Genomic DNA, 23,810 nt, shown 5'->3' with positions numbered 1-23,810 from the left:
ATGAGACCATTCCGAACCCCTTTTGTCGACAATCTATAGCTGAACCGATTTGGTGCAGCTTTTCTGGCATTATTTAAATTTCTTTAATTGCTCCCCAATCATATCACCAAGCTGGAATCCATTGGATTCTTCCGGAAGCTCATAATTCGAGTCTTCTTTAGCCTGTGATTCCTGGAGCTCTTTAATACTTAACGATAAACGCTGCTCCGCTTCATTGACATCAAGAACCTTTACCTGCACAGTTTCTCCTTCTTTCAGGACTTCCTGCGGTGTACCGATGTGTTTATGAGAAATTTGCGAGATATGGACAAGTCCCTCCACGCCAGGGAAGATTTCAACAAAAGCACCGAAAGAAACAAGGCGTTTGACAACTCCTTCAAGAACGGCCCCTTTTGCGGCTTTATCCGCAATATCCGTCCAAGGTCCTGGAAGGGTTTCTTTAACAGAAAGTGAAATTCTTTCGTTATCACGGTCAACGGAAAGGACCTTAACCTTCAGTTTTTCTCCTTCTTTCACGACATCGGAAGCTTTTTCAACATGCTCGTGCGAGAGTTGAGAAATATGAACAAGCCCATCTACACCACCGATATCAACGAAAGCTCCAAAGTCCGTGATTCTTTGTACAGTACCTTCGATAACCTGGCCGCTCTCGATGGAATCAAGCACTTCTCCTTTTTTCAGCTCTTTCTGATCCTGTACAACAGCGCGGTGTGAAAGGATTAAGCGATTCTTTTCTTTATCCAGTTCAACAATTTTAAACGTTAATGTTTTATTCTTATAATCGGCAAAATCTTCCACAAAATAATCTTCCACGAGCGAAGCAGGGACAAATCCTCTCACACCCAAGTCAACAACGAGACCGCCTTTGACGACATCTTTGACTTCGGCTTCGAAGACCTCCTCTGACTCGAATTTCTTTTCCAGTTCATCCCACGCCTTTAGTGCGTCGATTTTGCGCTTGGACAGTATAAGAGCCTCTTCTTCCACTTTAATGACTTCAAGCTCCAGCTCGTCTCCTTCAGAAATCGCGTCGGAAGCCTTTTCGACATGCAGGCTGGAGAGCTCGCTGATCGGAATGATCCCATCAGTTTTGCTGTTCTCAACATCTACAATCACCTGTTTTTCTTCAACTTTGGATACTCTGGCATTGACCTTATCGCCAACTTCATAGTTGTTTACCTCTACTTGGTTCATGTCTTCTGTCATTACGACTCCTCCTTAACCCATGACTGTTCTGCAGAATTTCTTATCTTATAAATTCACAATTCGGAATAATCCCCTTTTTTATAAATTCTAATAAATAAAGGAAATTGTCAAGCAAGAAGGATTATTTATGCGCGGAAATTAAGCCTCTAATTTCATCCATAATGATTTTGGTCGCTTCATCGGCAGATATCTTTTTCTCCCGGTATTCGGTAAAATCAATCGGTTTTCCATAAACAACGTTTAATGGATTAAGAGCTTTGTATGGACCGATTATGGCGCAAGGAACAATCTTCGCATTAGATCGCAAGGCGAAAAATCCAGCCCCTGCCATAGCTTCGCCGAGTTCGCCCGTTTTACTTCGTGTTCCTTCAGGAAACAAGCCCAAAACCTTCCCTTCCTTAAGAAGTGAAAGGCCTTTCCTGAGAGCTTCCCTGTCACTCATTCCCCTTTTCACCGGAAAAGCATTAACCTTCGGAAGGATAGTTTTTAATAAAGGAACATGAAAAGCCTCATCTTTGGCCATAAAATGAATATCCCGGGGACAGGTGATTCCCACTATCGGCGGATCCAGATTGTCAATGTGGTTAGCACAAATCAAAACAGCGCCTTCTTTTGGAAAATCCTCTTTACCTATTGTTTTAACCCTATATATGGGACTTAAAACAATTTTTACAACGTTTTTGGCAAATGTATAAAACTTCAAATTCATCTTATCCTTTCTTCAATCAATACCATTACTTTTTCGGCCACTTGTTGGATCGACAAAGAAGTTGTATCAATTTCAACCGCGTCGCTAGCCTTTCTTAACGGAGCTACCTCCCTCTCGGAGTCCAGCTTATCACGCAAGGCAATCTCTTCTTTTAATTTCTCTAGATCGGAGGAAAAACCCTTTTGGATATTTTCCTGATGGCGCCGAGAAGCACGCTCTTCCACCGATGCAATCAGGAATATCTTGACCTCGGCATTCGGAAGGACATGTGTGCCTATGTCCCTGCCATCCATTACGACACCGCCTTTTTCTCCAAAAAGCTGCTGCCTTCTTACCATTTCTTCCCGTATTGACTTGTGCTTGGATACCTCTGAAACCGATGCGGTCACTTCGTTATTTCGAATCGCTTCGGTGACATTTTGGTCATCCAAGAAAACGAGCTGACCGGTTTCACTCGGCTTTAGCTCAATGGCTGTATCGTTCAATAAATGACTCAAGGCCGCTTCGTTGCCGATATCGACCCCGTCATTCAACGCTTTATATGTTAACGCTCTGTACATAGCGCCGGTGTCTACGTATATGTAATTGAATTTTCCCGCAACCAATTTCGCGACAGTACTTTTTCCCGCTGCCGCAGGCCCGTCAATTGCAACTGATATTTTCTTTTCCATAAATCCTCCCAAGATCCAGACAGACAAGCTGTAATTTTTAATGCATTTCTAGTTTATCACAAAAGGTTAGATGATTATGAATAAAAATGATGCTTTAAGAGGTGTCAGAATTTCCTTGGTTTTAAATAGAAAAAGCAGGGGAGGGTCCCCTGCTAATTTTCATCATTAAATGTTTCAATTATTTTGGTATAGTTATTTTTTGTTACGCCTTCATAAGCAGCCAACTTCTTTAATTCTAAAAAGGAATCTGCACGGTGAAAAACAGCCTGAAAGGCCAGCAGGCAAATCACCTGTATAAGTATTAGCTTAATGATGATCCGTTCTATGGATTTCATAACGACCCATCCTTACCGTCTTTCTAGACAGTATGGAAATGATCCATGCTTTTCATTCACATTTCTAAAAAAAATCAGGGTGACAAACGTTTTTTCTTCATCTCGACTTCGCGTTCGAAGATATACCGTATGAGCGTCTGACGGTCGCCCTCGCTCATTTCAGTGAACTCTATAGACAATATATTAAATCGTTCTTTTTCTTCACTGATGCGGATAACCTTGCTTTTCACCTTGAAATAATGAATTTCACCGGATTTTAGCGGGAGGGCGAACCAGACAAAAATACTTGAACCAGATTGAAGGATAATGTCCTTTGATATCAGTAATGCAGTACCACCTGCGCTAATATCTTCCGTAATCGCCTTAAAAGGCTGAAACTCAGAAGCTTGCGGATGAACGACTGTATCGATGGCCGTTTCTACCCTTACAAACTCCCTTCTTTGAATCTTGATGATCGAGTCTTTGGGAGGATGCGACAATTGTATCATGGCAATCCGTTCTTTCACTCTTCCTAGGACCTCTGTATCAAATACATATATAGCCTTTTTTGCGGCAACAAGTGTGATTTTCAACTGTGTACCATCGATTAAAAACGCTCTTTTTCCCGTCGAAGCATTGATGGGATAATCAATGAAAATGCTTTGATCATTTATCTCGACTACTGTTGATTTATATTGTTCATGCTGTTGTGAAAATTTCGGCTCCAATACTAAGGTATCCCCGACTTTAATCATTCATCCCCAACTCCAAGTTAAATATGGTCTCTTTATCTAAATATTTAGTCCTATGTATATTTTACCTTAAATATCCAAAAAAATCATTAATTAATACACATTTAAAGAAAACTCATCGACTGACGAGCCTTTTAAGGCGAAGACAGAGACGTAGTTGCCCTTATGCAGAAAAGGAAGTTTATACTTTCCTTTCTGCAAAAAAAGGAAAAGCACAAATGTACCTTTCCCGTGATGAGCTGTTTATAATAAATCCTCATAAACCGGCTCAGAGTTTTTAAGCTTCTCAACTTTTTCTTCCTGCCCTGTGTTGGCATTTATAAAAATTCTGTATGTGTCATCGTTAATCGTGCCGAGGAACTCATAGCAAAGGACCTCTTCACCGGTTTCACCTTCTATTAACGCTTTCCGCTCTTCCATAACCTTTACTTTAGGATTGATTTCTTTCCTGGCCTGCTCACTAGTTACAGAAAACTCACCAATCTCTCTTATTTTATGGGATTTCAAGAATTCGTCTGCGGAAAAACCAATCACACTTCCATCATCCAAGGCGATTTTCACTTTCACTGAATCGGGGTAAACTCTTACGCCATCCACTGTAGTGACAAAGTTGAACAAACCAATATTGTCATACTGAGCACTTTCATATAAGTCAAGAGAATCAAAGTTGTGGTCTTTTAGGAATGCCACAGCCTTATTGCTTGCGGTGTTCAAATCGATTTTGGATTCATTGACATCCCGGTTATTGATATACCAGATTGGATAGCCGCCCTTTTTTGTAATGTCCATATTGACTTCTGTTTTGGTCTTGGAATTAATCAGGCTAACACTATAAAAGCCATAATCGGAACCTTTCCCGTTTTCCTCTACACGGGTTTTCACGTTGCCAGTTAAATTGGCATATTGCTTTGCTTTCGCTACTGCCTCTTTTTTGCTGATTTCTTTCCCCTTAATATTTTTGAAGTTTTCATCCTTCTGTTGGCCGCTTGTGAAATTCGGATCAAGATTGGATGTCTCGCTATAGCCCGCCACTTTCTTTTCAACCGTTTTAAAACCATTAACAATCGTGTTGTCCGCATTTTGGTCATTGGAAGCCAAAGCCGTTTCGACATCCATCCATCTCAGGTTGTTCTTCATGACCAGATGCTGAACTTTCCTTAACTCACCTTGTACTTCTCCAGATTCTTTATAAAGCGACTGAAGCCGGGAATATTCTTTGTCGTTTAACGGTTCTTTCTCGAGATCCCTGACCGCAGTCGTGTAACTGAACTTCCCAATATCTGATAAAAATTCCTCGGTTTTGTTGAAAGGCATGAGAGTAAGAGGCAGTTGGCCTACATCAATTTGTGCCTCTGAAGTAATTCTCCAGACATCCGTAAGCGCGGGACTTAGCGACTGTCTTGAGTTCATTGCCAGCGTATTCCCTATTTCATCATGCAATACATCCATCTGATAGGATAAATCATGGAAAGCCCGCTGATAATTATTTTCTGCTTGAACCAGTACTGCGCTTTTTTCTTTATGTTCCTGGTAGCCCCAAAATCCAGTACCGGCTAGCGCAACAGCTAGAACTCCGATTATTACATTGCGTATCATCTTTTATCACCCCTTTATTTACAGAAAATATGTTTCCCGATTTTTTTAATTTGTGGCCGCCCCCAAATCCACCCGCTTGTCGCTGTATCAGGGTTGAAATAATATTGAGCTTCACCAGTGGGATCCCAGCCATTGATAGCATCAATGACGGCTTCCTTAGCCCCTTCATTCGGCGTCAGCCAAATCTGGCCATCCGCAACGGCCGTAAAGGCACGCGGCTCAAAGATGACGCCTGAAATGGTATTCGGAAATGATGGACTTTCAATCCTGTTCAAGATAACGGCAGCAACGGCAACCTGACCTATATATGGCTCACCGCGGGCTTCTCCATAAACCGCATTCGCCATCAGCTGAATGTCGTTTTGAGAATACCCTCCCGGAACGTTTGCGGCTGTCGCTGTTGGTGTCGTTTTTGCTCCTCCACCCTTCGCAGCTTGTTTCGCTGGTGCCTTTGCTGCCCCGCCAGCATTTGTTTTCTTTTTCGGTTTTACCTGTTTTTCAATAGGGACATTACCGTAGTAAGTAAAATCATTCCCTTTTGCAATTTGCTCATGGACAAACTTCCCATTAAAATTTGAAGCGTTAACTAGTTTGGTTCTCGTTTTAAGGCCGGCAAGCCCATCAACGGGAAGTCCGAAATCCTTCTGGAAATTTCGAAGGGCCCAGTAGGTTCCCCAGCCATAAACGCCATCAATTTTACCATTAAAGAAGCCAATGTTTTGCAAGCGTGCCTGAAGCTCAATAACATCATCCCCCACGGCTCCTCTTTGAATCACCTGGCCGGAGAATGCATGTACCGTAGTTTCAGAAGTCAGAGAGATACTGACTGATAGGCACAATAACCAAAGCAAAAATTTGCTCTTTGACGAAATCCCTTTCATCAAAACACTCCCTCTTTTCTTATATTGACATTAACCCTATTTTCTTCTTAAAAGAGGTTTTTATTCTATTTCACTGAAAGAGGATATATTTTATTTTCTTGGTTTATCAATAGAAAAAGGAGACAGCTCTGGAATTTTGAACTGTCTCCTTTTTACATATAAAGATCTATTATAATGAACCGGATGCATGGAAATCCGAAAGCACTCTTGCCTTTTTGACTTTTTTAAGACCCAACCACCATAAAAAAATCATGAATGGCATAATCCAATAGAGCCAAAATTCCTGTGTAAGCAAAATGTAATCATATACTCCGTGTAAAAGAAACGGCACCGCAAAAGCGAGGGATACATACATTTCCTTGTGTTTCTTCGTAAATTTACCTTTACCCAGATAATACCCCATGATGACTCCAAACAGCGCATGGCTGGAAACCGGAAGAATGGCCCTTGTGAAGGCATGCTCTACCCCATTTGCGATCAGATACAAAATGTTTTCCATCGTCGCAAAACCAAGCGAGACGGAAACCCCGTACACGATTCCGTCATACGGTTCATCAAAAGCCACATGAGAATAAATGAGAAAGAAGAGGATAAACCATTTAGAAAATTCCTCTAAAAGCGCAGCCCAAAGAAAAGCATGTGTCAGATCACTCTGAAAGATATGTTCCGTTTCTAATATATACTGAAAAAACATGATTGGAAAAACGAGAAAAACACCAAATAGAAAAGACTTTGTCACAACTGAAATGGGTTCTGTTTCATAATGGTCTTTTAAGTAGAAATAGCTGAGCAAGGCCAGACCCGGAGCCATACCAGCTGAGAATATGACCAGCATTGGCTGACCTCTTTTCATCTTTTTAATAATCGTATCACGGAATAGGGAAAAAGAACAATGCGGATATCTCTTCATTCTTAGGAAAAAAGGAGGCACCTGGACCGTAAGAATATAAGGCTCATTGAGCATCGTGATGTCTTACATCGATGCCAGCCCATCTCGAAGAACCGCGAACAGAAAGTTCCGCATTTCTAAAATTCGGGTCATCGCTCATATATTTGGATCATCGCTCATATATCTGATTAATCGCTCATATATCTGTATAACCGCTCATATATTCGGATAATCGCTCATATATCTGTATAACCGCTCATATATTTGGATAATCGCTCATATATCTGTATAACCGCTCATATATTCGGATAATCGCTCATATATCTGTATAACCGCTCATATATTCGAATAACCGCTCTTATTTTCAGGACATAGCTCATATTTTTGGATAATCGCTCGTAAAATGAGTTTGGATAATAAATCCCTAGTTTGGATACTTAAATCTAAGTTTGGATCTTGAGGTCAACTCATCATGGGCAAGTCCGGGCTGGACTGATCAACTAAGACGTCGTCACATTGTGTGGCGACAGCCCAAGTCACATCCTGCACGTCATAGTCATTGCTTGACATCTTTTAAAGTCAAAAAAACAGGCCCACACAAGGGGGCCTGTCTATCTGGTAGTGCTATTATGCTTTTTGTACGTTTGAAGCTTGTGGTCCACGTTGACCTTGTTCAACTTCAAAAGTTACGTCTTGGCCTTCTTCAAGTGATTTGAAACCTTCGCCTTGAATAGCTGAGAAGTGTACGAATACATCGTCTCCACCTTCACGTTCGATGAAGCCAAAACCTTTTTCTGCATTAAACCATTTTACTTTACCTTGTTCCATTTTTGTTGCCTCCTAGTGTGTAAACACACATTGTATTACTATCCTTGCTCTAAGTGATCATCAAGACGAAAAGTTCACACTTATACTATCTGTTACACCGAACAAAAATAATTCTTTTTTATAATAACAGGTAGCGGTACGGAAAGCAATTTTTTTGCGTACTAGTAAGCAAAATTTTCTTCATTTACTTTGTCGGGACTGGCTAGAAGCACCGCCAATTTAATTCTTGCTTTTTTACTGTCGTAATCCGAGCCTAGCATGACGCCTCGTTGTTTTAAGTCGAATGCACTCCCGACATAGTCATAAGCAGGATACACTTTGCCTTCTTCCGCACTGGTTGTCATCACAATGGCTATACCGTTGTCTATTGCTTTTTGAATGGATGGAACCATATCCGGTGTGACTTGTCCCCTGCCTACTCCTTCTAATACAATTCCCTTCGCACCAGCTTTTAAAGAGGCTTCAATAAAAAGTCCATCCGTACCCGTATGACATTTAATAATGTCCACCCTCGGTATCTTCTTTTGGATATCATAAAATTCTCTATGTACCGGTTTTTGATAGATACTAACTACATTATTATCAATAATTCCAACATATCCATATCCATATGATTCAAATCCCTGAAGATTGGACGCATGGACTTTTTTTACATACTTGGCAGAATAAATTCTTTCATTAAAAACGACAACGACTCCTGCATTCTCTAAAAGTTCATGTGCTGCGGCAAAAATTGAATTTCTTAAATTGGAATATACGTCGGTCCCTACTTCTTGTGGCGAACGCTGTGAGCCCGTAACGACAATCGGCCTCTTATCATTGACGGTTATATCAAGGAAATAAGCTGTCTCCTCCAAGGAATCGGTACCATGTGTGACAACAATGCCAGTCACTGTAGGATCTTGCAGCTCCCGATTTATGCAATCGCGGAGTTTCAACATTGATTCAAAGTCCATGAACATGCTGGGAACTTGCAGAAAGTCTACGATCTTGATTTCAATGGTCTCAGGGAGCTTACAAAGAGCAGCCAACTCTTTCCCGCTCAATGCTCCGGAAGATAGCATCCCGTCTTTCGTTTCCTTACTTGCAATCGTTCCGCCTGTCGTTATCAGCGATATTTTCCGCCCCATATGATCGACACCTCCATACCAATGTTCTTTCCTTATTTTTTATCCAGTATATGCTTTGCGATTAGGCCGCCATGAAATCTCCCATTTTCAATGAAAATTTCATTCGCGTTATTGCCGGCAGCAATTACACCGGCAATATAGATTCCTTCCACGTTTGTCTCCATCGTCTCGAAGTCAAAAACGGGCTGGCCTGACTCTTTCTCAATTTGAATTCCCATCTGGGTTAAGAAAGAATAATCCGGATGATAGCCTGTCATCGCAAAAACAAAGTCATTTTTAATCGTTTTTATTTGGTCTTCGACATGATAAATGACGCTATCCTCCGTAATTTCATCCACTTCAGCGTTGAATTCCATGGTAATCGTACCATTTCGTACAAGGGCTTCAAATTCAGGAAGAATCCAAGGTTTGATGCTAGGTGAATATATATTTCCCCGGTAGAGCACCGTCACTCTCGCTCCTGCCTTGACGAGTTCCAGGGCTGCATCCACACTGGAATTCTTTCCGCCGATAACAGTTACGTCTGTACCGAAGTACGGATGTCCTTCTTTAAAATAATGATAAACCTTAGGAAGATCTTCTCCTTTAATTCTGAGAAAATTCGGATTATCATAATAGCCGGTTGCAATCACGATTTGTCCGGCCCTGTATTCCGCTTTGTTCGTAAAGACGATAAAGGAAGCATCATCCTGTTTATCGATGCGCTCCACTTTCTCAAAAGTGTTGACCCGCAGTTCTTTGCGCTTAACCACTTCCCGATAGTAGGCCAATGCCTGGTTACGAACCGGTTTGCGGTTCTCGGTAATAAAGGCAATGTCGCCGATTTCAAGCTTCTCGCTTGTACTGAAGAACGTCTGGTGGGTTGGATAATGATAGATCGCATTTACAATGTTTCCTTTTTCAATAACCAAGACCTCTTTCCCGGCTTCTTTCAATGAAATGGCGGCTGACAGCCCGCATGGACCGCCTCCAACAATGATGACATCTTCTATATTCATAGCAGATCACTCCTCAATTTGCTGTGTTGATAAGCTCTTGCATACAAGAGTGTATACATATATAAGTTGAATTTACGAATTTTCAAGCTGCCCGCCAATATATTTTTGGCTCATTCATGTGTCACACGCCTTTCAGCTAAGCTGAAAGGTTGCTCCAACAGCATAGGTCAAACCGAAAGCTCGCTTTCTCCCGGGCCTATGCCGTTGGAGCTTTAATGAGCCAAAAATCAACAATATAATATATCAATGCGTAATTCTTATAGTACGGTTAACGGAAAAGTCTCCTATCCAAGGATGATAGGAGACCAATTAAATGATTGCGATCTAATCAAATCCAGCCGCGGAAGCGTGACGCTTCCGCCATTTTTCTGACACCGATCATATAGGCGGCAAGACGCATATCAACCCTGCGCGTCTGCGCTGTTTCGTAAATATTGTTGAACGACTTCACAAGAATTTTTTCAAGTTTTTCTTCCACTTCTTCTTCTGTCCAATAATAGCCCTGGTTGTTTTGGACCCATTCGAAATAAGAAACCGTTACGCCGCCTGCAGAGGCAAGAACATCAGGAACAAGAAGGATGCCGCGCTCCGACAGGATTTGAGTGCCTTCAATCGTTGTCGGCCCGTTAGCTGCTTCAACAACGATCTTAGCTTGTATATTATGGGCGTTCTCATCTGTAATTTGATTTTCAATCGCGGCCGGCACAAGAATGTCACATTCAAGTTCAAGCAATTCTTTATTGGAAATTGTATTCTTAAAGAGCTTCGTTACCGTTCCAAAACTGTCTCTTCGGTCCAATAAATAATCGATATCAAGGCCATCCGGATCGTGCAATGCCCCGTATGCGTCAGAGATGCCGACTACCTTCGCTCCGGCGTCATGCATAAACTTGGCGAGATAACTGCCGGCGTTCCCAAAGCCTTGAATCACTACGCGTGCTCCTTCAATTTGGATGCCTTTCTTTTTGGCCGCTTCATTTATACAAATCGTAACACCTTTTGCCGTAGCCGATTCCCGGCCGTGTGAACCTCCCAGAACAAGCGGTTTGCCTGTGATAAAACCTGGAGAATTGAATTCATCAATCCTGCTGTATTCATCCATCATCCATGCCATGATTTGTGAATTAGTGAATACGTCTGGCGCAGGGATATCTTTTGTCGGCCCGACAATTTGACTTATCGCGCGTACGTAGCCGCGGCTGAGTTTTTCCAATTCATTGAAAGACATATTGCGCGGATCACAGACGATACCGCCCTTACCGCCACCATAAGGCAAGTCCACAATTCCACATTTTAAGCTCATCCAAATAGACAGTGCCTTAACTTCCTTCTCTGTTACGGAAGGATGAAACCTGATTCCGCCCTTAGTCGGTCCTACAGCATCGTTATGCTGTGCGCGATAGCCTGTAAAAATCTTTACGGATCCATCATCCATTTTCACTGGGATTTTCACGGTCAATAATCGTAATGGCTCTTTTAGAAGCTCGAATACTTCCTCTGGATACCCGAGCTTTTCTAATGCTTTATGTATAACAGTCTGAGTCGATTTCAGCACATCATGCTTTTCTTCTTGGGTAGTATGGTCAGTACCTTTTTCGGCTACCATCTGTGTACCTCCTAAAAATCATATATAGGCTATGGGTCACCTTCCATGACATAGTATACACTTTTGACACTTTTATGCAAAGGAGAAAACTTGTCATTTTCCCCTTTCTTCACCATAAAAGAAAGCGTATTCATTACATTTTTCTCTTTCCCTGGTCATACCTATGCCAAACTTTATTTGAAAACTATGCAGAGGTCGGGAACCCCGGGGGCCCCAGGCAGTAAACCTCTGCGGCATTATTATTTATTTGCGAAAATGGTCAGTAAGAACCCTGACCGCTTCATCAGCAATGACTAACTTGCCGTATTCCTGGATACGAAACAGCGTCAGTGTTGACACAGAACCGTATTCAGCCGCCAGGGAAATCACCGCATCATATTGTTTCTCTTGCACATAATCAATCAGCACATAATAATTATTTTCGTATCGATACAATGTAGATCGCCAGGTTCCAATTGATTTTAACGAATAGCAAAGCTGGATGACATCCTCCAGATCAGTAAAGGTATAGAGAATATGCGGATTTTCGTCCACTTTTACCTGCAAATCGAGGAATTCATCACCGGCGTCATCGAGGATGCTTTCTTCATCGTCTTTCGTAACGATAATGATTAAGCCTTGAGCCTGCAATGAGAATATTTCTATCGCAATGGATCCACTCATCTTAAATTGCAGCTCCTCACATGCCTCTTCAATCATTTCCTGAAAAAGCTTGTGAACCTTAAGCGAATTTCCATGAATATCTTCTTTCGTTAGCCCTCTGTCAATTAAATCGTCAAAAGTTAAAAAAATTTTTATTTTGTTGTTGGTTAATCGCTCAAGCTTCATAAAAAAATGCCCCCTGGATAACATCTTCATACATCATATGAAGGTGTTTATCCAGAGTGCATATCCATTGCATGACTTCTCCTCCAGTCAGGAATTGTTAGTAGATGATTTTTTCAGATGAAGAAGATGTGTTTCTGGTCTCGCTCCCAGCCGGAGAGGGATTGTGGTTGTACCATAGCCGTTGCTCGTTAAAAGAATCGTATCCTTTACCTTCTTAATGCCGCCAAGTTCATATGGCCCAAATCCAAAAAACCTGATTTGTCCGCCATGTGTGTGACCGCTTAATATGAGGCTGATATGGTGTTCACCCTTTATCTGTTCCGAAACTAAAGGATTATGGCTGACGAGAATTCTAAAAGCCGCGTGATCGGTTTTTGAAAGTGCCAGATCAAGACGGTCCCTTTCCATAGCGATATCATCAATTCCGATCAATTCCATTTTTTCTCCTTGATCTGATTCAAATTCGAAGCATGCATTATCAAGGATTTTTACGTTGTGTTTTAAGAGAATCGCGTCGAGCATGTGGTAATCTATTTCGTAATCGTTGTTTCCCCAAACAAAATAGAGCGGACCAATCTCCCGCAACTTTACAATATTGCGTTCAACCCTTTCGAACGGAACGCCCTTCTCGGTAATATCACCGCCAACGATGACAATATCTGCTTTTCCGCGCACCTCATCAATGATCTTTGCAGTGACGGTGCGTCTATGTATATCAGAAATAAAAAAGATGCTAATGGTTCCAAATGTTTCCGGAAAATCTTCAAAGAACAAATCCTTCTCAACCACTATATCGAGAAACGCGGTCCTGATCATGAATAAGATGATGATAATAAGAATGATGGCGGCCACACTGAATAGTATTAACGTCATATTACCCTCCAGAGAAAAAAGTTATCTGCTATTCTGTTTTAAATCTACCCCTTTATCCACGAAAAAAATCCCTCCCATATAACTATGAGAGGCGTGTCCGTCCATTCTACTCATCTTCATTTATACTTAAAATTCTGAATCCTGAATTCTCAACCTTCTTGATAAACTTCTCCATATTCGGGTTTTTCTCTACCTTCATGACGATGCGCCGCACAAGCTTATCGGTTTCATCAAAGGTAACAAGCGAGATGATATGTTCATGATACTGATGGGCAATTTCCGATAAACGCGCGAGCCGCCCCTCTGTTTCAACAGAAGTGAAAGCAATTCTGACTCCCGGCCGATTCACTCCGAAAGCACTCTGGAAAGTCTCCACGACATCGCTTCTTGTGACCGCCCCAAGAAAATTCCGATCCTCGTCCACGACCGCAAGAATCGGGAAATCCTTCAAATTGACCAGCGTTTTTTCAAAGATTTCATCCCCGATCAGGACATCATCCTGATGTGTAGCAATTTCGCTAACCAATGTAGATTTTAAATACGCTTCTTGGTCGCCAGCTCTTTTAAAATAATGTTTATAAATATCATATCGGGTGATTATACCGGCATATTTCCCGCCGTTCAGGATCGGAAGGCCATCAATTTGATGTTCTTCTAATTTCTGCAGTGCGACTGCAAGATTCTCATTATCGGGAACTGTATGACAATGATATTTTGGAATCATAATGCTTTTTACAAACATATTCGCTTCACTCCTAGCTTTTACTCCTTATATATTCCACACTTAAAGCTGATTTCCTTTTTTCTTTTGAACACCTTCTGTAAAAGGCCTGGCTACTTATTTTCGTGATATAGATTGATATCATAATTGTTCTTCATCATCTCAAATACTTTGTGGCGATTCTGCCACGCACCTTCTTGCTTCCATAGATCCTTGCTTCGATCAACAATTTCACAGCGGAGCCCTTGATACTCTTTCTCTGCCTTATCCCGCTTAGTTTTAAGCAAATTCATGTATCCGTATAAGCCGATGGTCACGACTAAAAAAATGAAATGATTGGATTGGTCTACAAACGCACTGAACATGGCAAAAAATGAGTACGAATATGGACGGGCTATATAAAAATATATATACAGCAGCAAGATTGCCGCCATCCCCAAGGAAACCCAAATACTGATCAGATGATTTCTTTTTGCTTTATCGAATTTTCTTTTTCTTTCGATTACATTTTGCAGCATTTTCTTCGTTGCCTGGTCTGTATGCCCATCCAATAATAAAATGCTTGGTTCCATAATGGTCCCCCTCTAAAAAGCAACATATATTCACAAATATATATTTTGCTTGTCCGCAAATTATTCCTTTTCACCTAACGATAAAAAGACCTCCGTAAGAACGTTTGTCTTTTCAGGAGGGCTTTATTTTTTCGACTTCACTATGATCCCAAGAATAGAATCAATCAGGAAGTGAGCGAAAATCGTAACCAATAGATTATTTGTCACTTCAAAAAGGATACCGATAAAAAAGCTTAACACAGTAATATTTACGAATAAATACCAATTAAATAGATAACGATAATGTACCAATGCAAAAATCAAGCTCGTCCAAAACAAGCCAAGATGGGTCTGGATAACCCCCCGAAAGAGAATCTCTTCGCTCACGGCAACAAGTAACGCTACCAGAAAGATCATCGGATAAGATAAGCTTTTAAAAATCCGTTCATTCACTCCCCCGTCATCTTGATAAGACTCCGGCAAGATTCTCATCATAAATAAATCCCAGCCAATCACCACGATAGCTGCAGTTCCGCCTACTGTGATGATGTTCCAGTCCCTTATTTGAAATAAGTCAATAAAAGAAGCCGCCTCTTTAAATAAAATCACACCTAAAATCACTGAGATGGTTAAAAGAATCACTTGAGTAAACAATAAATTGATATGCAGCTCTTTATCAGATAGCTTTTTGATGATCTCGGCTTGTTTATTTTTCATGGTTATCTGCTGCCTTTAACAATAATTTTGCAAGATCCTGTTGCCAATCAACATAGGGCTTTTTCGCTATTGCGGCTTCACTGTCGGAAAGGCTTTGCAAAAAATTATTTGCCAGTCCGCAACGGTCACAGCATCGTTCATTTTGGGTAATTTTTTCTTCTTGGAAATAATGCAATACCCCTTCCCGTCTGCACTGCGCCGCTGTTAGCCAATGAAAGAATGCCCGGATTTTTGCCGTCTTATATTCCTTGCGCTTGAAGACATATCTCTTCATCGTTTCCTTTAATTCTGATTCATTAACTCCATGCTTATTTGTTGTGATAAAATGCAGCATAAACCGCCATTGTATGTCACTTAAAGAAAATTGTTGCATAATCGTTTCTTGAATCGCGACCGGTATTTTTTGCGTGATATCTAGATAAGAAAACACATCCTCTATCTGCGTTTCTGTCGGGAGCTCTTGTTCCGTCAGGTACAATGGAAGTCCCTCGTCGCCATCGCAATAAAGGAGGATCGCAGCACTTTGTTTTCCATCCCTTCCGGCTCTGCCGGTCTCCTGTACATACGCTTCCATACTTGATGGCAGGTGAAAATGGACAACGAAGCGAACATTTTCTTTATTGACCCCCATGCCAAACGCGCTTGTAGAGCAGATAACTTTTAATTGCCCGTTAATGAATTGCTGCTGGATCAGCATCCTTTGTTCCTGCTCCATACCGCCGTGATAATATTCAACATTCGCAATCCCATTCTGTTTCAAATACAAAGCAGTCGTCTCCGCTGCTTTTTTGCTTGAAAAATAGACAATGCCAGGCCCATTGATTTCCCGGGTGATATGTAGCAGCCTTTGCAGCTTTTCTTCATAACCGGAGCATGTTTCCACGGTTAAAGCAATATTTTCACGATCTACAGACGAAACAACCTTGTGAACCTTTTCTAAATAAAGCTTTTCTATAATATCATTCCTGACTTCTTCGGTTGCAGATGCGGTCAAAGCAAGAGTTAACGGATTTGAAAGCTCTTTGCGGACCGTGCCAAGACTTAAATAATCCGGCCTGAAATCATAGCCCCATTGAGAAATGCAATGTGCTTCATCTATAACGAACAACCCGATATCCAATTTTTTCAACGCGTTCAACACATCGTGGGCAACGAGCATTTCCGGAGACAGAAAGATAAAACGAAATCGCCCAATATTTTCTATGCCTTCGCGCTTCTGCCTTGGAGTGAGGAAGGAATTCAGCGTCAGCACACTTTTTTCTCCCTTCCTCTTCAATTGCTCTGCCTGATCTTGCATTAATGAAAGCAAGGGTGACACGACCAGAACCGGTTTATCTAATAAATAAGCGGGAAGCTGATAGCATATTGATTTTCCGGTCCCGGTTGCAAGCATCCCTAGGGTATCGTTTCCATCCAGCAAAGAAGAAATGATCTCCTTCTGGCCCGGCCGAAATGTACGATACCCGAAATATTGTTGTAAGTGCCTCTCCAGATTCATGCATCGCCACCTGCCCTTGCTAAAACAAGTCGTATTTGAAAGAACGTAACATCCTCATTGGCTAATTGATTTTTAATTATTTTAAGCTGCCTTGTTTTCAACTTTTTTGCAGTCTCCATTATTTCGTCTTCCGTTGTCTCTGAAACGAATGACGTAATCGAAAAATCCGGTTTCGCGAGGACGATCTCGACGATATGATCCTCAATCGTGTTGACTTTTAGCCGTCTGATAGCGGCAACCTCTTTTAATTGCTTACCAGCTTCTATGTAAGTGAGCGTAAGCCGTGCAGATTCAGTAAGCGGTCTGTCCCCGTTTGGCGGCAAATCTTTTACGACAGCATATAAATAAGGATAATCTTCACGGTTCACAGTTATTTCGCGAATCATATAATGGAGCATACCTAAAAAAAGAAATCGGACGTACACCTCATCTATCTTCGCCGCTTCAGAAATTTGTTTAAATGTACTTCCAATCCGATGGGACCCTGTCAATCGCATCACAAATACATCCCGTTCTACACTGCTTTTCTTTTCAAGAAGCCTCACAAGCTCGTCATAATAAGATTGGCCCATTTCACTCCTATTTAGTGGATGGAGTTGAAAAAAACGTTTTACCCAATTTTGGATGCCTGCATTCCTTTGAATCGGATAAAAGTAGTTCTCATCGTTAATGATATGGGAAAGAGATTGAAGCAAGAGGGTTAACCTTCCCCAAAAAACGGCAGCATTATTTTGAAAGCCCCACCCATCCAAGTCAATTGGTAACGGATGGATACTAAGATACTTCCTTGATTCTTGCCGGCCTTTTTCTGTAAGGAGAAAGTGATTTTCCTTATTCGTTTCTATCAAGCATTTATGTTTTATACTGGCAGAAACGCATTGTTCCAACTGCTCTCTTGTAATGGGTGAATAGGTTCCGAATAATTTTTTCACCCCAAAGAGATGGGCATCCTGAATGGTTTGGGAGGATTTTTTCCCTTTAAGCAAATGGTAAATCGCATAAATACTCCGTTCCCCGTTCAGTTTATCTATAAAATAAAGAAATAGCGCTTCGGTAAAAGATGATATGAACATCAATAATCACTACCCTGATTTTATTATAGTAATTATCACTATTGTAGCAGAACCAGAGCAACGCTTGGGAAATAACGTTTAAAACATGGGAGGAATGGGGAAATAGAATGCATGTGCTATGAAATTTTTTGGTTATTTATGCGTTCCTCAGTGGGTATTCCTGGTCCTGAAAATCATTTTCATTACATTTTTATTGAAAAGTTCGAGTATCAGTTTTACAATAGGTAAGTGTATAGGAATTTTCATAATTTTATTATGGAGTTAAATTGTTGTATTGGGAGGGGTTTTGTTCATGGCAAAATATACAATCGTTGACAAAGACACTTGTATAGCATGCGGCGCATGTGGAGCTGCGGCGCCGGATATCTATGATTATGATGATGAAGGCATTGCTTTTGTAACACTTGATGACAATGAAGGAATCGTAGAAATTCCAGATGTACTCATAGATGATATGATGGATGCATTCGAAGGCTGCCCTACTGATTCTATTAAAATCGCTGACGAAGCATTCGACGGTGACGCATTAAAATTCGAATAACATAAAAGCCAGTTTGTATCCAAGGATACAAACTGGCTTTTTTTATTATGCATTTTTTAAAGTTGATTGTTTGTTGATCCACGGCTTCAATCTGACAAACAGCAGCATGAACACGGCTGTGATCAAGAAGCCTTTCAGAATGTTGAATGGAAGGATTGCAGTGGTGACAAATTGTCTCGCCTGCGGAGCGGACATCGCGTCCCATCCCATGAAAATCGTATAGGCCGGCAGGATAAGATAGTAATTGAGGACACTCATCAAGACTGCCATAGTCAGTGTGCCTGTAATAAGTCCGAAAGTCATTCCTTTTCCGGAGTTAAGTTTTTTATAGACAAAATATGTCGGCAAGATAAATAATACGCCTGCGATAAAATTAGCGATATGCCCTACCGGAACACCCGTCTGGCTGCCGGTCATCACATAAGATAGCAGGTTTTTAATAAATTCTACGATAATACCCGCAACAGGTCCGAATATTAACGCTGCAATCAGCGCAGGAATTTCGCTGAAATCAATCATCAGGAATGTGGGGAATCCCGGGAACGGGAAGTTCAACAGCATCAAAACATACGAAATGCTGCCCAGCATTGCCAGTGAAACCAATTTTCTTACTTTGTTGTTCTTCATCAATCTCTCTCCTTCTTTTGGCTTATCAGAAAGTTTAAACGGGAACTTTCTGACCGCATAAGAAAAACTAATGGTTCCACCCTCGTCCAATGGACTCGTTGAATCCAAGTTTTTCTAATGATCTACCTCACGAAAAGAGGATAGGCTCCTTCAAGTTGCTGAGCGCCAAATAAAAAACCCCAATAATTTAAAAATTATTGGGATGGATAGCGGCATACTCAAACAAACGTTCAAACCCTGCTTTTTTTGAACGCTATCTGGAACCTCCATCTTCTCCCATCCAGACTATAACTGTCGGCTTTGGAATTACACCAAATCTGCCCCGAAGAGCTCGCGGGCTTTGAAGCATTGCTTCATCACCGCCGGTGGAGAATTTCACTCCGCCCCGAAGATAGACACTATTAAATTATATTACACTTATGAGTATAAACGATTGATAGATATTTGAATAGCAATATGCAATATATATTTCCGCTACGGGGCTCCAAAAGGAAAAGCGAAAAAATTTTTAATATAATGATTGAATGGATCAAACCTTGATATTCAAGGTTTTTCTGATTCTTTTTCAATAAACGCCCAATCATTAAGCGCTTACATTTGTGCGTCTCAAATTGACAGTATACAGCCTCTCTTGTAAAATAAACAGAAATTTATGAGAACTTTATAGGGGTGTTCAATTGTGTATCGTATTCTTGTAGCGGATGCCATTAAACCAGAGGGCCTTGGACCTCTTTTACAGGCATCCCAAATCGAACTTATTCAAAAAAAGGTGGAAGAAGTAGAAGACAGTCTCCATAAATTCGATGCTATACTTGTGAGAAGCGCAACAAAGGTTTCGGAAGAATTGATCCAAAAAATGCCTAAATTAAAAATCATAGCCCGTGCGGGTGTCGGAGTTGATAATATTGATGTTCCGGCAGCCACTAAACGGGGGATCGTAGTGGTGAACGCGCCTGACGGCAATACCATTTCCACAGCCGAGCATACATTTGCAATGATGGCTTCGTTAATGCGCCACATTCCTCAAGCACATTCATCCGTTAAAAATGGGGAGTGGAAGCGTTCTGCCTATACGGGGACAGAGCTTTACGGCAAAACGCTGGGCATTGTCGGCTTTGGACGAATCGGGGGCGAAATCGCGCAAAGAGCCAAAGCTTTTGGAATGGATGTATTAGTCTACGATCCATTTTTAACGGCCGACAGAGCGAAGAAGCTAAATGTAACGGCTCTCCCTTTAGATGAGTTATTACCGCTCGCAGATATTATCACTGTACATACCCCTCTGACAGACGAAACAAGAGGCTTGCTAAATAAAAATACGCTTCGCTCATGCAAAAAAGGAGTCTATCTTCTTAATTGTGCTCGCGGAGGGATTATCGATGAAGATGATTTATACGAGCTTTTACTGGAAAAACATGTAGCCGGAGTGGCACTTGATGTTTTTGTTGAAGAGCCTCCTGTAGGGAATAAATTATTGGAACTTGATTCCGTAATCTCAACCCCTCACCTTGGAGCCTCCACAAAGGAAGCTCAGCTTAACGTGGCCACCCAAGTCGCGCAAGAAGTCCTCGTATTCTTGGAAGGCAATCCGGTAGCTAATTCAATTAACCTGCCTGCCATTTCTAAAGAGCAATTCGAGAAGGTACAGCCTTTCTACCAGCTTGTGAAACAAATGGGTTCCATCGGCTCTCAATGCATGAAAGAAGGCATTAACGAAATATCGGTTACCTATGCAGGAGAAGCGCTCCAATTTGATACAAACATTTTAACGAAGAGCCTGATATCCGGTTTTTTCAAAACAAGACTCGATGTCTCTGTCAATGAGGTGAATGCCTTGCTTGTCGCAAAAGAGCGTGGAGTAACGATTGGAGAGAAAATATCGACTGATACTTTTGGCTATTCAAACTTGATTTCCGTAACGGTAAAAGGAGATAGCCGGCAGCTTGATATCCGCGGAACGCATGTCGAGAATTATGGTTCAAGGATTGTCAGCCTAAACGGGTTTAACATCGACTTTCTTCCTGAAGGGAATTTCCTCTATATTCAGCACAACGACAAGCCAGGCGTTATCGGAAATGTCGGAAAAATTCTCGGTGACCACAACGTAAACATCGCGACCATGCAGGTAGGCCGTAAACAGGCCGGTGGCGAAGCGATTATGGTACTTTCATTTGATAAGCCACTGAGTGATGATATGTTTGAAAGATTGAACGATCTTCCAGAGATTTCGTTTATGTATCGAATGTCATTATAATGAAAAGGCTGGCCGATTAGAAAATCGGCCAGCTTTTTTGATCCAGTTCAATATTGAAATATCAACTACATAATCTAGAACCGGTTACAATAATGAAGTTCCCGCTAGATACCCAAATTCTAGCTGCAAATTCGGATCATCGAGCGGCAATGTTGAGTATCCTCATAAATTGTGGTGATCGCTCGTAAATTTTAATCATCGCTCATACATTCTGATTACCGCTCGTAAATTCTGATCATCGAGCACAAATTCCGATTATCGAGCACAAATCCGGATCATCGAGCACAAATCCAAATCATCGAGCACAAATTCCGATTATCGAGCACAAATTCCGATCATCGAGCACAAATTCCGATCATCGAGCACAAATTCTGATTATCGAGCACAAATCCAAATTATCGAGCACAAATTCAGATCATCGAGCACAAATTCTGATTATCGAGCACAAATCCTGATTATCGAGCACAAATTCCGATCATCGAGCACAAATTCTGATTATCGAGCACAAATCCTGATTATCGCGCACAAATCCAAATCATCGAGCACAAATTCTGATTATCGAGCACAAATTCCGATTATCGAGCACAAATCCAAAATCATCGAGCACAAATCCGGATCACCCAGCAGAAATTCCCGCTTCGAAACCTCGAAGCGGTTCTCAATTCTCTTCAATCCCGCTCTCCAATACGTATCTTAAAGAGAGACTTCCCTTCTCTCTCCTTTTGAAAAAGTCATGATCGATGTATAACCTACGGAGCGTGCCAGGTCTACTGCATGATCGAATTCAAAGCCCACATGCTCAGGAAAATGCGCGTCTGAAGATAAGACAATCGGAATCTTTTTATTAAAGCACATTTCAAGCAGACGGGGATCCGGATACATTTCGCCAACAGGCTTGCGAAGGCCTGCTGTTGAAATTTCCACGCATGTCTTGGAATTGCTTAATGCGTCAGTGACGCGTTCGTATTGCTGAAGCAGAAAATCTTCATCAGCAGGAACATACTTAAAGATTTTCACAAGATCGATGTGACCAATAATATCGAATAAATCCGACTGAGCGAGTGTTACGACTTGATCGAAATAACGGCGGTATGTATCGTACAGATCCCGTTCTTCCCAGAGATGCATATATTCCTTCAAATCAATGCCAAAGTCCTCCACCCAATGTATGGAGCCAATTATATAGTCGAAGTCATATGCTTTGATAAAGGTTTCCATTTCTTTATGCTTGCCTGGTGTATAATCCATTTCAATCGACATCTTCACATCGATATTTTTATTCCAGGCTTGCTGAAACAAATCGACATAGTCCTTCATATCATAATATCTTCTTGGATTGACCCATTCATTTTGCAAAATATCTGCTGTTTGATAAAAATGATACGCATGCTCGGAAATCCCAAAGTGCTGAATATCTAAAGCCTTCGCCCTGTCTGTGAATTTTGTTAAATAATCCAACGTTAACGTACCGGTTTCTAAATGATTATGATAATCTGTGAGCAAACGAACTCCCCCTTTATTCCTTTAATTATACAAAGGGTTAAAGTCCAGAAGCAACCAAAAGTATGTATGTTCCTTTTATTTGCTTAAAATGAGAGAATCACCCGATTTGATGAAGTCACTTTGCAAATGGTTAAGTTTCTTGACGGCTTCGACAGTCGTCCCATTTCTTTTCGCGATGGACCAAAGTGTTTCACCTTTTTTGACAGTATGAGTCGTTCCCTTTACAGCCGCTACCGCTTTATCCTCCACTTGCTTGGTTACATGTATCGATTCCTGCTCGCTGATGTTACGTTGTTTTGGAGATTGATTCATAACTAACAAAGGATCCAGTGCATGCCGTTTATCTACGGTCCATTCCTGTTCGTGCACTTCAAAATGCAGATGGACACCACGCGATCTTCCCGTGTTGCCCATTTTGCCAATCACCTCTCCTTGACGCACACTTTTTCCTTCACTTACCAATCGTTTATTTAAATGAGCATATATCGTTTCAAATCCATTAGGATGCTTAATGAACACAACATTTCCATAGCTGTCCGAATAATAGGATTTTGAGACGACTCCCTCATCGGCAGCTATTATATTCGTATTTAATTTGGCAGCAATGTCAATGCCTTTATGCGAACCATCCCTTGTCCCAAATCGGTCCGAAATGATGCCGTCTGCAGCCGGCCATAACCAATCTTCCTTCCCTGCCGCAGAAGCATGTCCCGTTTTCCCCCCGACAAACAACAGACCGATACACATTGCTAAAATGATGACAATCAAAAAGCGCTTTCCATAATCAATCATTCATATGCCTCCTAGCCCTAAACCGGCCATATAATTCAAAGTCTCTCGAACATCATATGCATGTGATTGGAAGCACATTCCTGTTTCCAATCACCCATGCTTTTTATTATAGATATGAAAATGAAAATTATGCATATTCATATACTAAGATGAGACGGATTGAAATAGAATTGAATGTCTGGTTTCACAGAATAAAAGCGCAAGCACCTTGTACGTAAGGAAGAACGACTAAGACCGCCACATCGTTATGTC

At 41.3% G+C, this 23,810-nt stretch carries 24 protein-coding genes and 1 riboswitch; of the genes, 2 read left to right on the top strand and 22 right to left on the bottom strand.

Annotated elements, in window-relative coordinates:
* Positions 1–69: 69 nt before the first annotated feature.
* From rpsA to D0463_RS03255, 19 genes are all read right to left on the bottom strand, one after another.
* The gene (rpsA, locus tag D0463_RS03345) at positions 70–1,206 is read right to left on the bottom strand and encodes a 30S ribosomal protein S1 (RefSeq protein ID WP_117305070.1); all 1,137 of its coding nucleotides are present in this window, start codon (positions 1,204–1,206) and stop codon (positions 70–72) included.
* 121 nt (positions 1,207–1,327) lie between these two features.
* Positions 1,328–1,909 (bottom strand): lysophospholipid acyltransferase family protein, encoded by a 582-nt coding sequence (locus tag D0463_RS03340; RefSeq protein WP_174234289.1) that lies wholly within the window; start codon positions 1,907–1,909, stop codon positions 1,328–1,330.
* 2 nt (positions 1,910–1,911) lie between these two features.
* Positions 1,912–2,586 carry a (d)CMP kinase gene (gene cmk / locus D0463_RS03335; RefSeq protein ID WP_117305066.1) on the bottom strand — a complete coding sequence of 225 codons (675 nt, stop codon included), beginning with the start codon at positions 2,584–2,586 and terminating at the stop codon, positions 1,912–1,914.
* A 152-nt stretch (positions 2,587–2,738) separates the two neighbouring features.
* Positions 2,739–2,921, bottom strand: a complete 183-nt coding sequence (locus tag D0463_RS03330; RefSeq protein WP_117305063.1) for a YpfB family protein — start codon at positions 2,919–2,921, stop codon at positions 2,739–2,741.
* 74 nt (positions 2,922–2,995) lie between these two features.
* The gene (locus tag D0463_RS03325; protein ID WP_117305060.1) at positions 2,996–3,655 is read right to left on the bottom strand and encodes a flagellar brake protein; all 660 of its coding nucleotides are present in this window, start codon (positions 3,653–3,655) and stop codon (positions 2,996–2,998) included.
* Positions 3,656–3,895: 240 nt separating this feature from the next.
* On the bottom strand, positions 3,896–5,248 hold the full coding sequence (gene ypeB / locus D0463_RS03320; protein WP_117305058.1) for a germination protein YpeB: 1,353 nt from the start codon (positions 5,246–5,248) through the stop codon (positions 3,896–3,898).
* A 14-nt stretch (positions 5,249–5,262) separates the two neighbouring features.
* Complete coding sequence (sleB, locus tag D0463_RS03315; RefSeq protein ID WP_117305056.1) at positions 5,263–6,129, bottom strand: spore cortex-lytic enzyme; 867 nt, start codon at positions 6,127–6,129, stop codon at positions 5,263–5,265.
* Between the two features lie 169 nt (positions 6,130–6,298).
* Entirely contained in the window at positions 6,299–6,964 is a 666-nt protein-coding gene (gene prsW / locus D0463_RS03310; RefSeq protein ID WP_117305054.1) for a glutamic-type intramembrane protease PrsW, read from the bottom strand.
* Between the two features lie 681 nt (positions 6,965–7,645).
* The gene (locus tag D0463_RS03305) at positions 7,646–7,846 is read right to left on the bottom strand and encodes a cold-shock protein (RefSeq protein ID WP_117305052.1); all 201 of its coding nucleotides are present in this window, start codon (positions 7,844–7,846) and stop codon (positions 7,646–7,648) included.
* A gap of 161 nt (positions 7,847–8,007) precedes the next feature.
* A complete protein-coding gene (locus tag D0463_RS03300) occupies positions 8,008–8,976 on the bottom strand; it encodes an asparaginase (protein ID WP_117305049.1) in 969 nt (322 codons plus the stop codon).
* 32 nt (positions 8,977–9,008) lie between these two features.
* Positions 9,009–9,974, bottom strand: coding sequence for a YpdA family putative bacillithiol disulfide reductase (locus tag D0463_RS03295; protein ID WP_117305046.1), 966 nt, complete (start codon positions 9,972–9,974; stop codon positions 9,009–9,011).
* A 328-nt stretch (positions 9,975–10,302) separates the two neighbouring features.
* Entirely contained in the window at positions 10,303–11,580 is a 1,278-nt protein-coding gene (locus D0463_RS03290) for a Glu/Leu/Phe/Val family dehydrogenase (protein WP_117305044.1), read from the bottom strand.
* A 243-nt stretch (positions 11,581–11,823) separates the two neighbouring features.
* Positions 11,824–12,408, bottom strand: a complete 585-nt coding sequence (locus D0463_RS03285) for a genetic competence negative regulator (RefSeq protein ID WP_117305041.1) — start codon at positions 12,406–12,408, stop codon at positions 11,824–11,826.
* Between the two features lie 87 nt (positions 12,409–12,495).
* The gene (locus D0463_RS03280; protein WP_117305038.1) at positions 12,496–13,281 is read right to left on the bottom strand and encodes a metallophosphoesterase; all 786 of its coding nucleotides are present in this window, start codon (positions 13,279–13,281) and stop codon (positions 12,496–12,498) included.
* A gap of 106 nt (positions 13,282–13,387) precedes the next feature.
* Positions 13,388–14,023 (bottom strand): CBS domain-containing protein, encoded by a 636-nt coding sequence (locus D0463_RS03275; RefSeq protein WP_117305036.1) that lies wholly within the window; start codon positions 14,021–14,023, stop codon positions 13,388–13,390.
* A 92-nt stretch (positions 14,024–14,115) separates the two neighbouring features.
* Positions 14,116–14,574 (bottom strand): YpbF family protein, encoded by a 459-nt coding sequence (locus D0463_RS03270; RefSeq protein WP_117305034.1) that lies wholly within the window; start codon positions 14,572–14,574, stop codon positions 14,116–14,118.
* A 123-nt stretch (positions 14,575–14,697) separates the two neighbouring features.
* Entirely contained in the window at positions 14,698–15,270 is a 573-nt protein-coding gene (locus D0463_RS03265; RefSeq protein ID WP_117305032.1) for a CPBP family intramembrane glutamic endopeptidase, read from the bottom strand.
* Positions 15,260–16,768, bottom strand: coding sequence for a RecQ family ATP-dependent DNA helicase (locus tag D0463_RS03260; RefSeq protein WP_117305030.1), 1,509 nt, complete (start codon positions 16,766–16,768; stop codon positions 15,260–15,262). The genes D0463_RS03265 and D0463_RS03260 overlap by 11 nt, the downstream gene beginning before the upstream one ends.
* Positions 16,765–17,841 (bottom strand): YpbB family protein, encoded by a 1,077-nt coding sequence (locus tag D0463_RS03255; RefSeq protein WP_117305027.1) that lies wholly within the window; start codon positions 17,839–17,841, stop codon positions 16,765–16,767. The genes D0463_RS03260 and D0463_RS03255 overlap by 4 nt, the downstream gene beginning before the upstream one ends.
* A 292-nt stretch (positions 17,842–18,133) precedes the next feature.
* Between D0463_RS03255 and D0463_RS03250 the strand changes: the two genes are divergently transcribed.
* Complete coding sequence (locus D0463_RS03250; RefSeq protein WP_117305024.1) at positions 18,134–18,382, top strand: ferredoxin; 249 nt, start codon at positions 18,134–18,136, stop codon at positions 18,380–18,382.
* Positions 18,383–18,427: 45 nt separating this feature from the next.
* Here D0463_RS03250 and D0463_RS03245 read toward each other — a convergent pair whose 3' ends face one another.
* Complete coding sequence (locus D0463_RS03245; RefSeq protein ID WP_117305022.1) at positions 18,428–19,009, bottom strand: ECF transporter S component; 582 nt, start codon at positions 19,007–19,009, stop codon at positions 18,428–18,430.
* A gap of 264 nt (positions 19,010–19,273) precedes the next feature.
* Positions 19,274–19,406, bottom strand: a riboswitch (FMN riboswitch).
* A gap of 282 nt (positions 19,407–19,688) precedes the next feature.
* On the opposite strand from D0463_RS03245, the gene serA reads away from it, so the two are divergent.
* Positions 19,689–21,263 carry a phosphoglycerate dehydrogenase gene (serA, locus tag D0463_RS03240; RefSeq protein ID WP_117305019.1) on the top strand — a complete coding sequence of 525 codons (1,575 nt, stop codon included), beginning with the start codon at positions 19,689–19,691 and terminating at the stop codon, positions 21,261–21,263.
* Positions 21,264–21,956: 693 nt separating this feature from the next.
* On the opposite strand, the gene D0463_RS03235 is transcribed toward serA, so the two are convergent.
* Both D0463_RS03235 and D0463_RS03230 read right to left on the bottom strand, forming a co-directional pair.
* Positions 21,957–22,766, bottom strand: coding sequence for a histidinol-phosphatase (locus D0463_RS03235; protein ID WP_117305016.1), 810 nt, complete (start codon positions 22,764–22,766; stop codon positions 21,957–21,959).
* A gap of 75 nt (positions 22,767–22,841) precedes the next feature.
* Positions 22,842–23,558 carry a peptidoglycan DD-metalloendopeptidase family protein gene (locus D0463_RS03230; RefSeq protein WP_117305014.1) on the bottom strand — a complete coding sequence of 239 codons (717 nt, stop codon included), beginning with the start codon at positions 23,556–23,558 and terminating at the stop codon, positions 22,842–22,844.
* Between the last annotated feature and the right edge of the window lie 252 nt (positions 23,559–23,810).

It is taken from the genome of Bacillus sp. V59.32b (assembly GCF_003429085.1).
Lineage (GTDB): Bacteria > Bacillota > Bacilli > Bacillales > DSM-1321 > Peribacillus.
The sequence above is the reverse complement of the archived record's forward strand: the minus strand, read 5'-3'. Positions and strand labels throughout refer to the sequence as shown.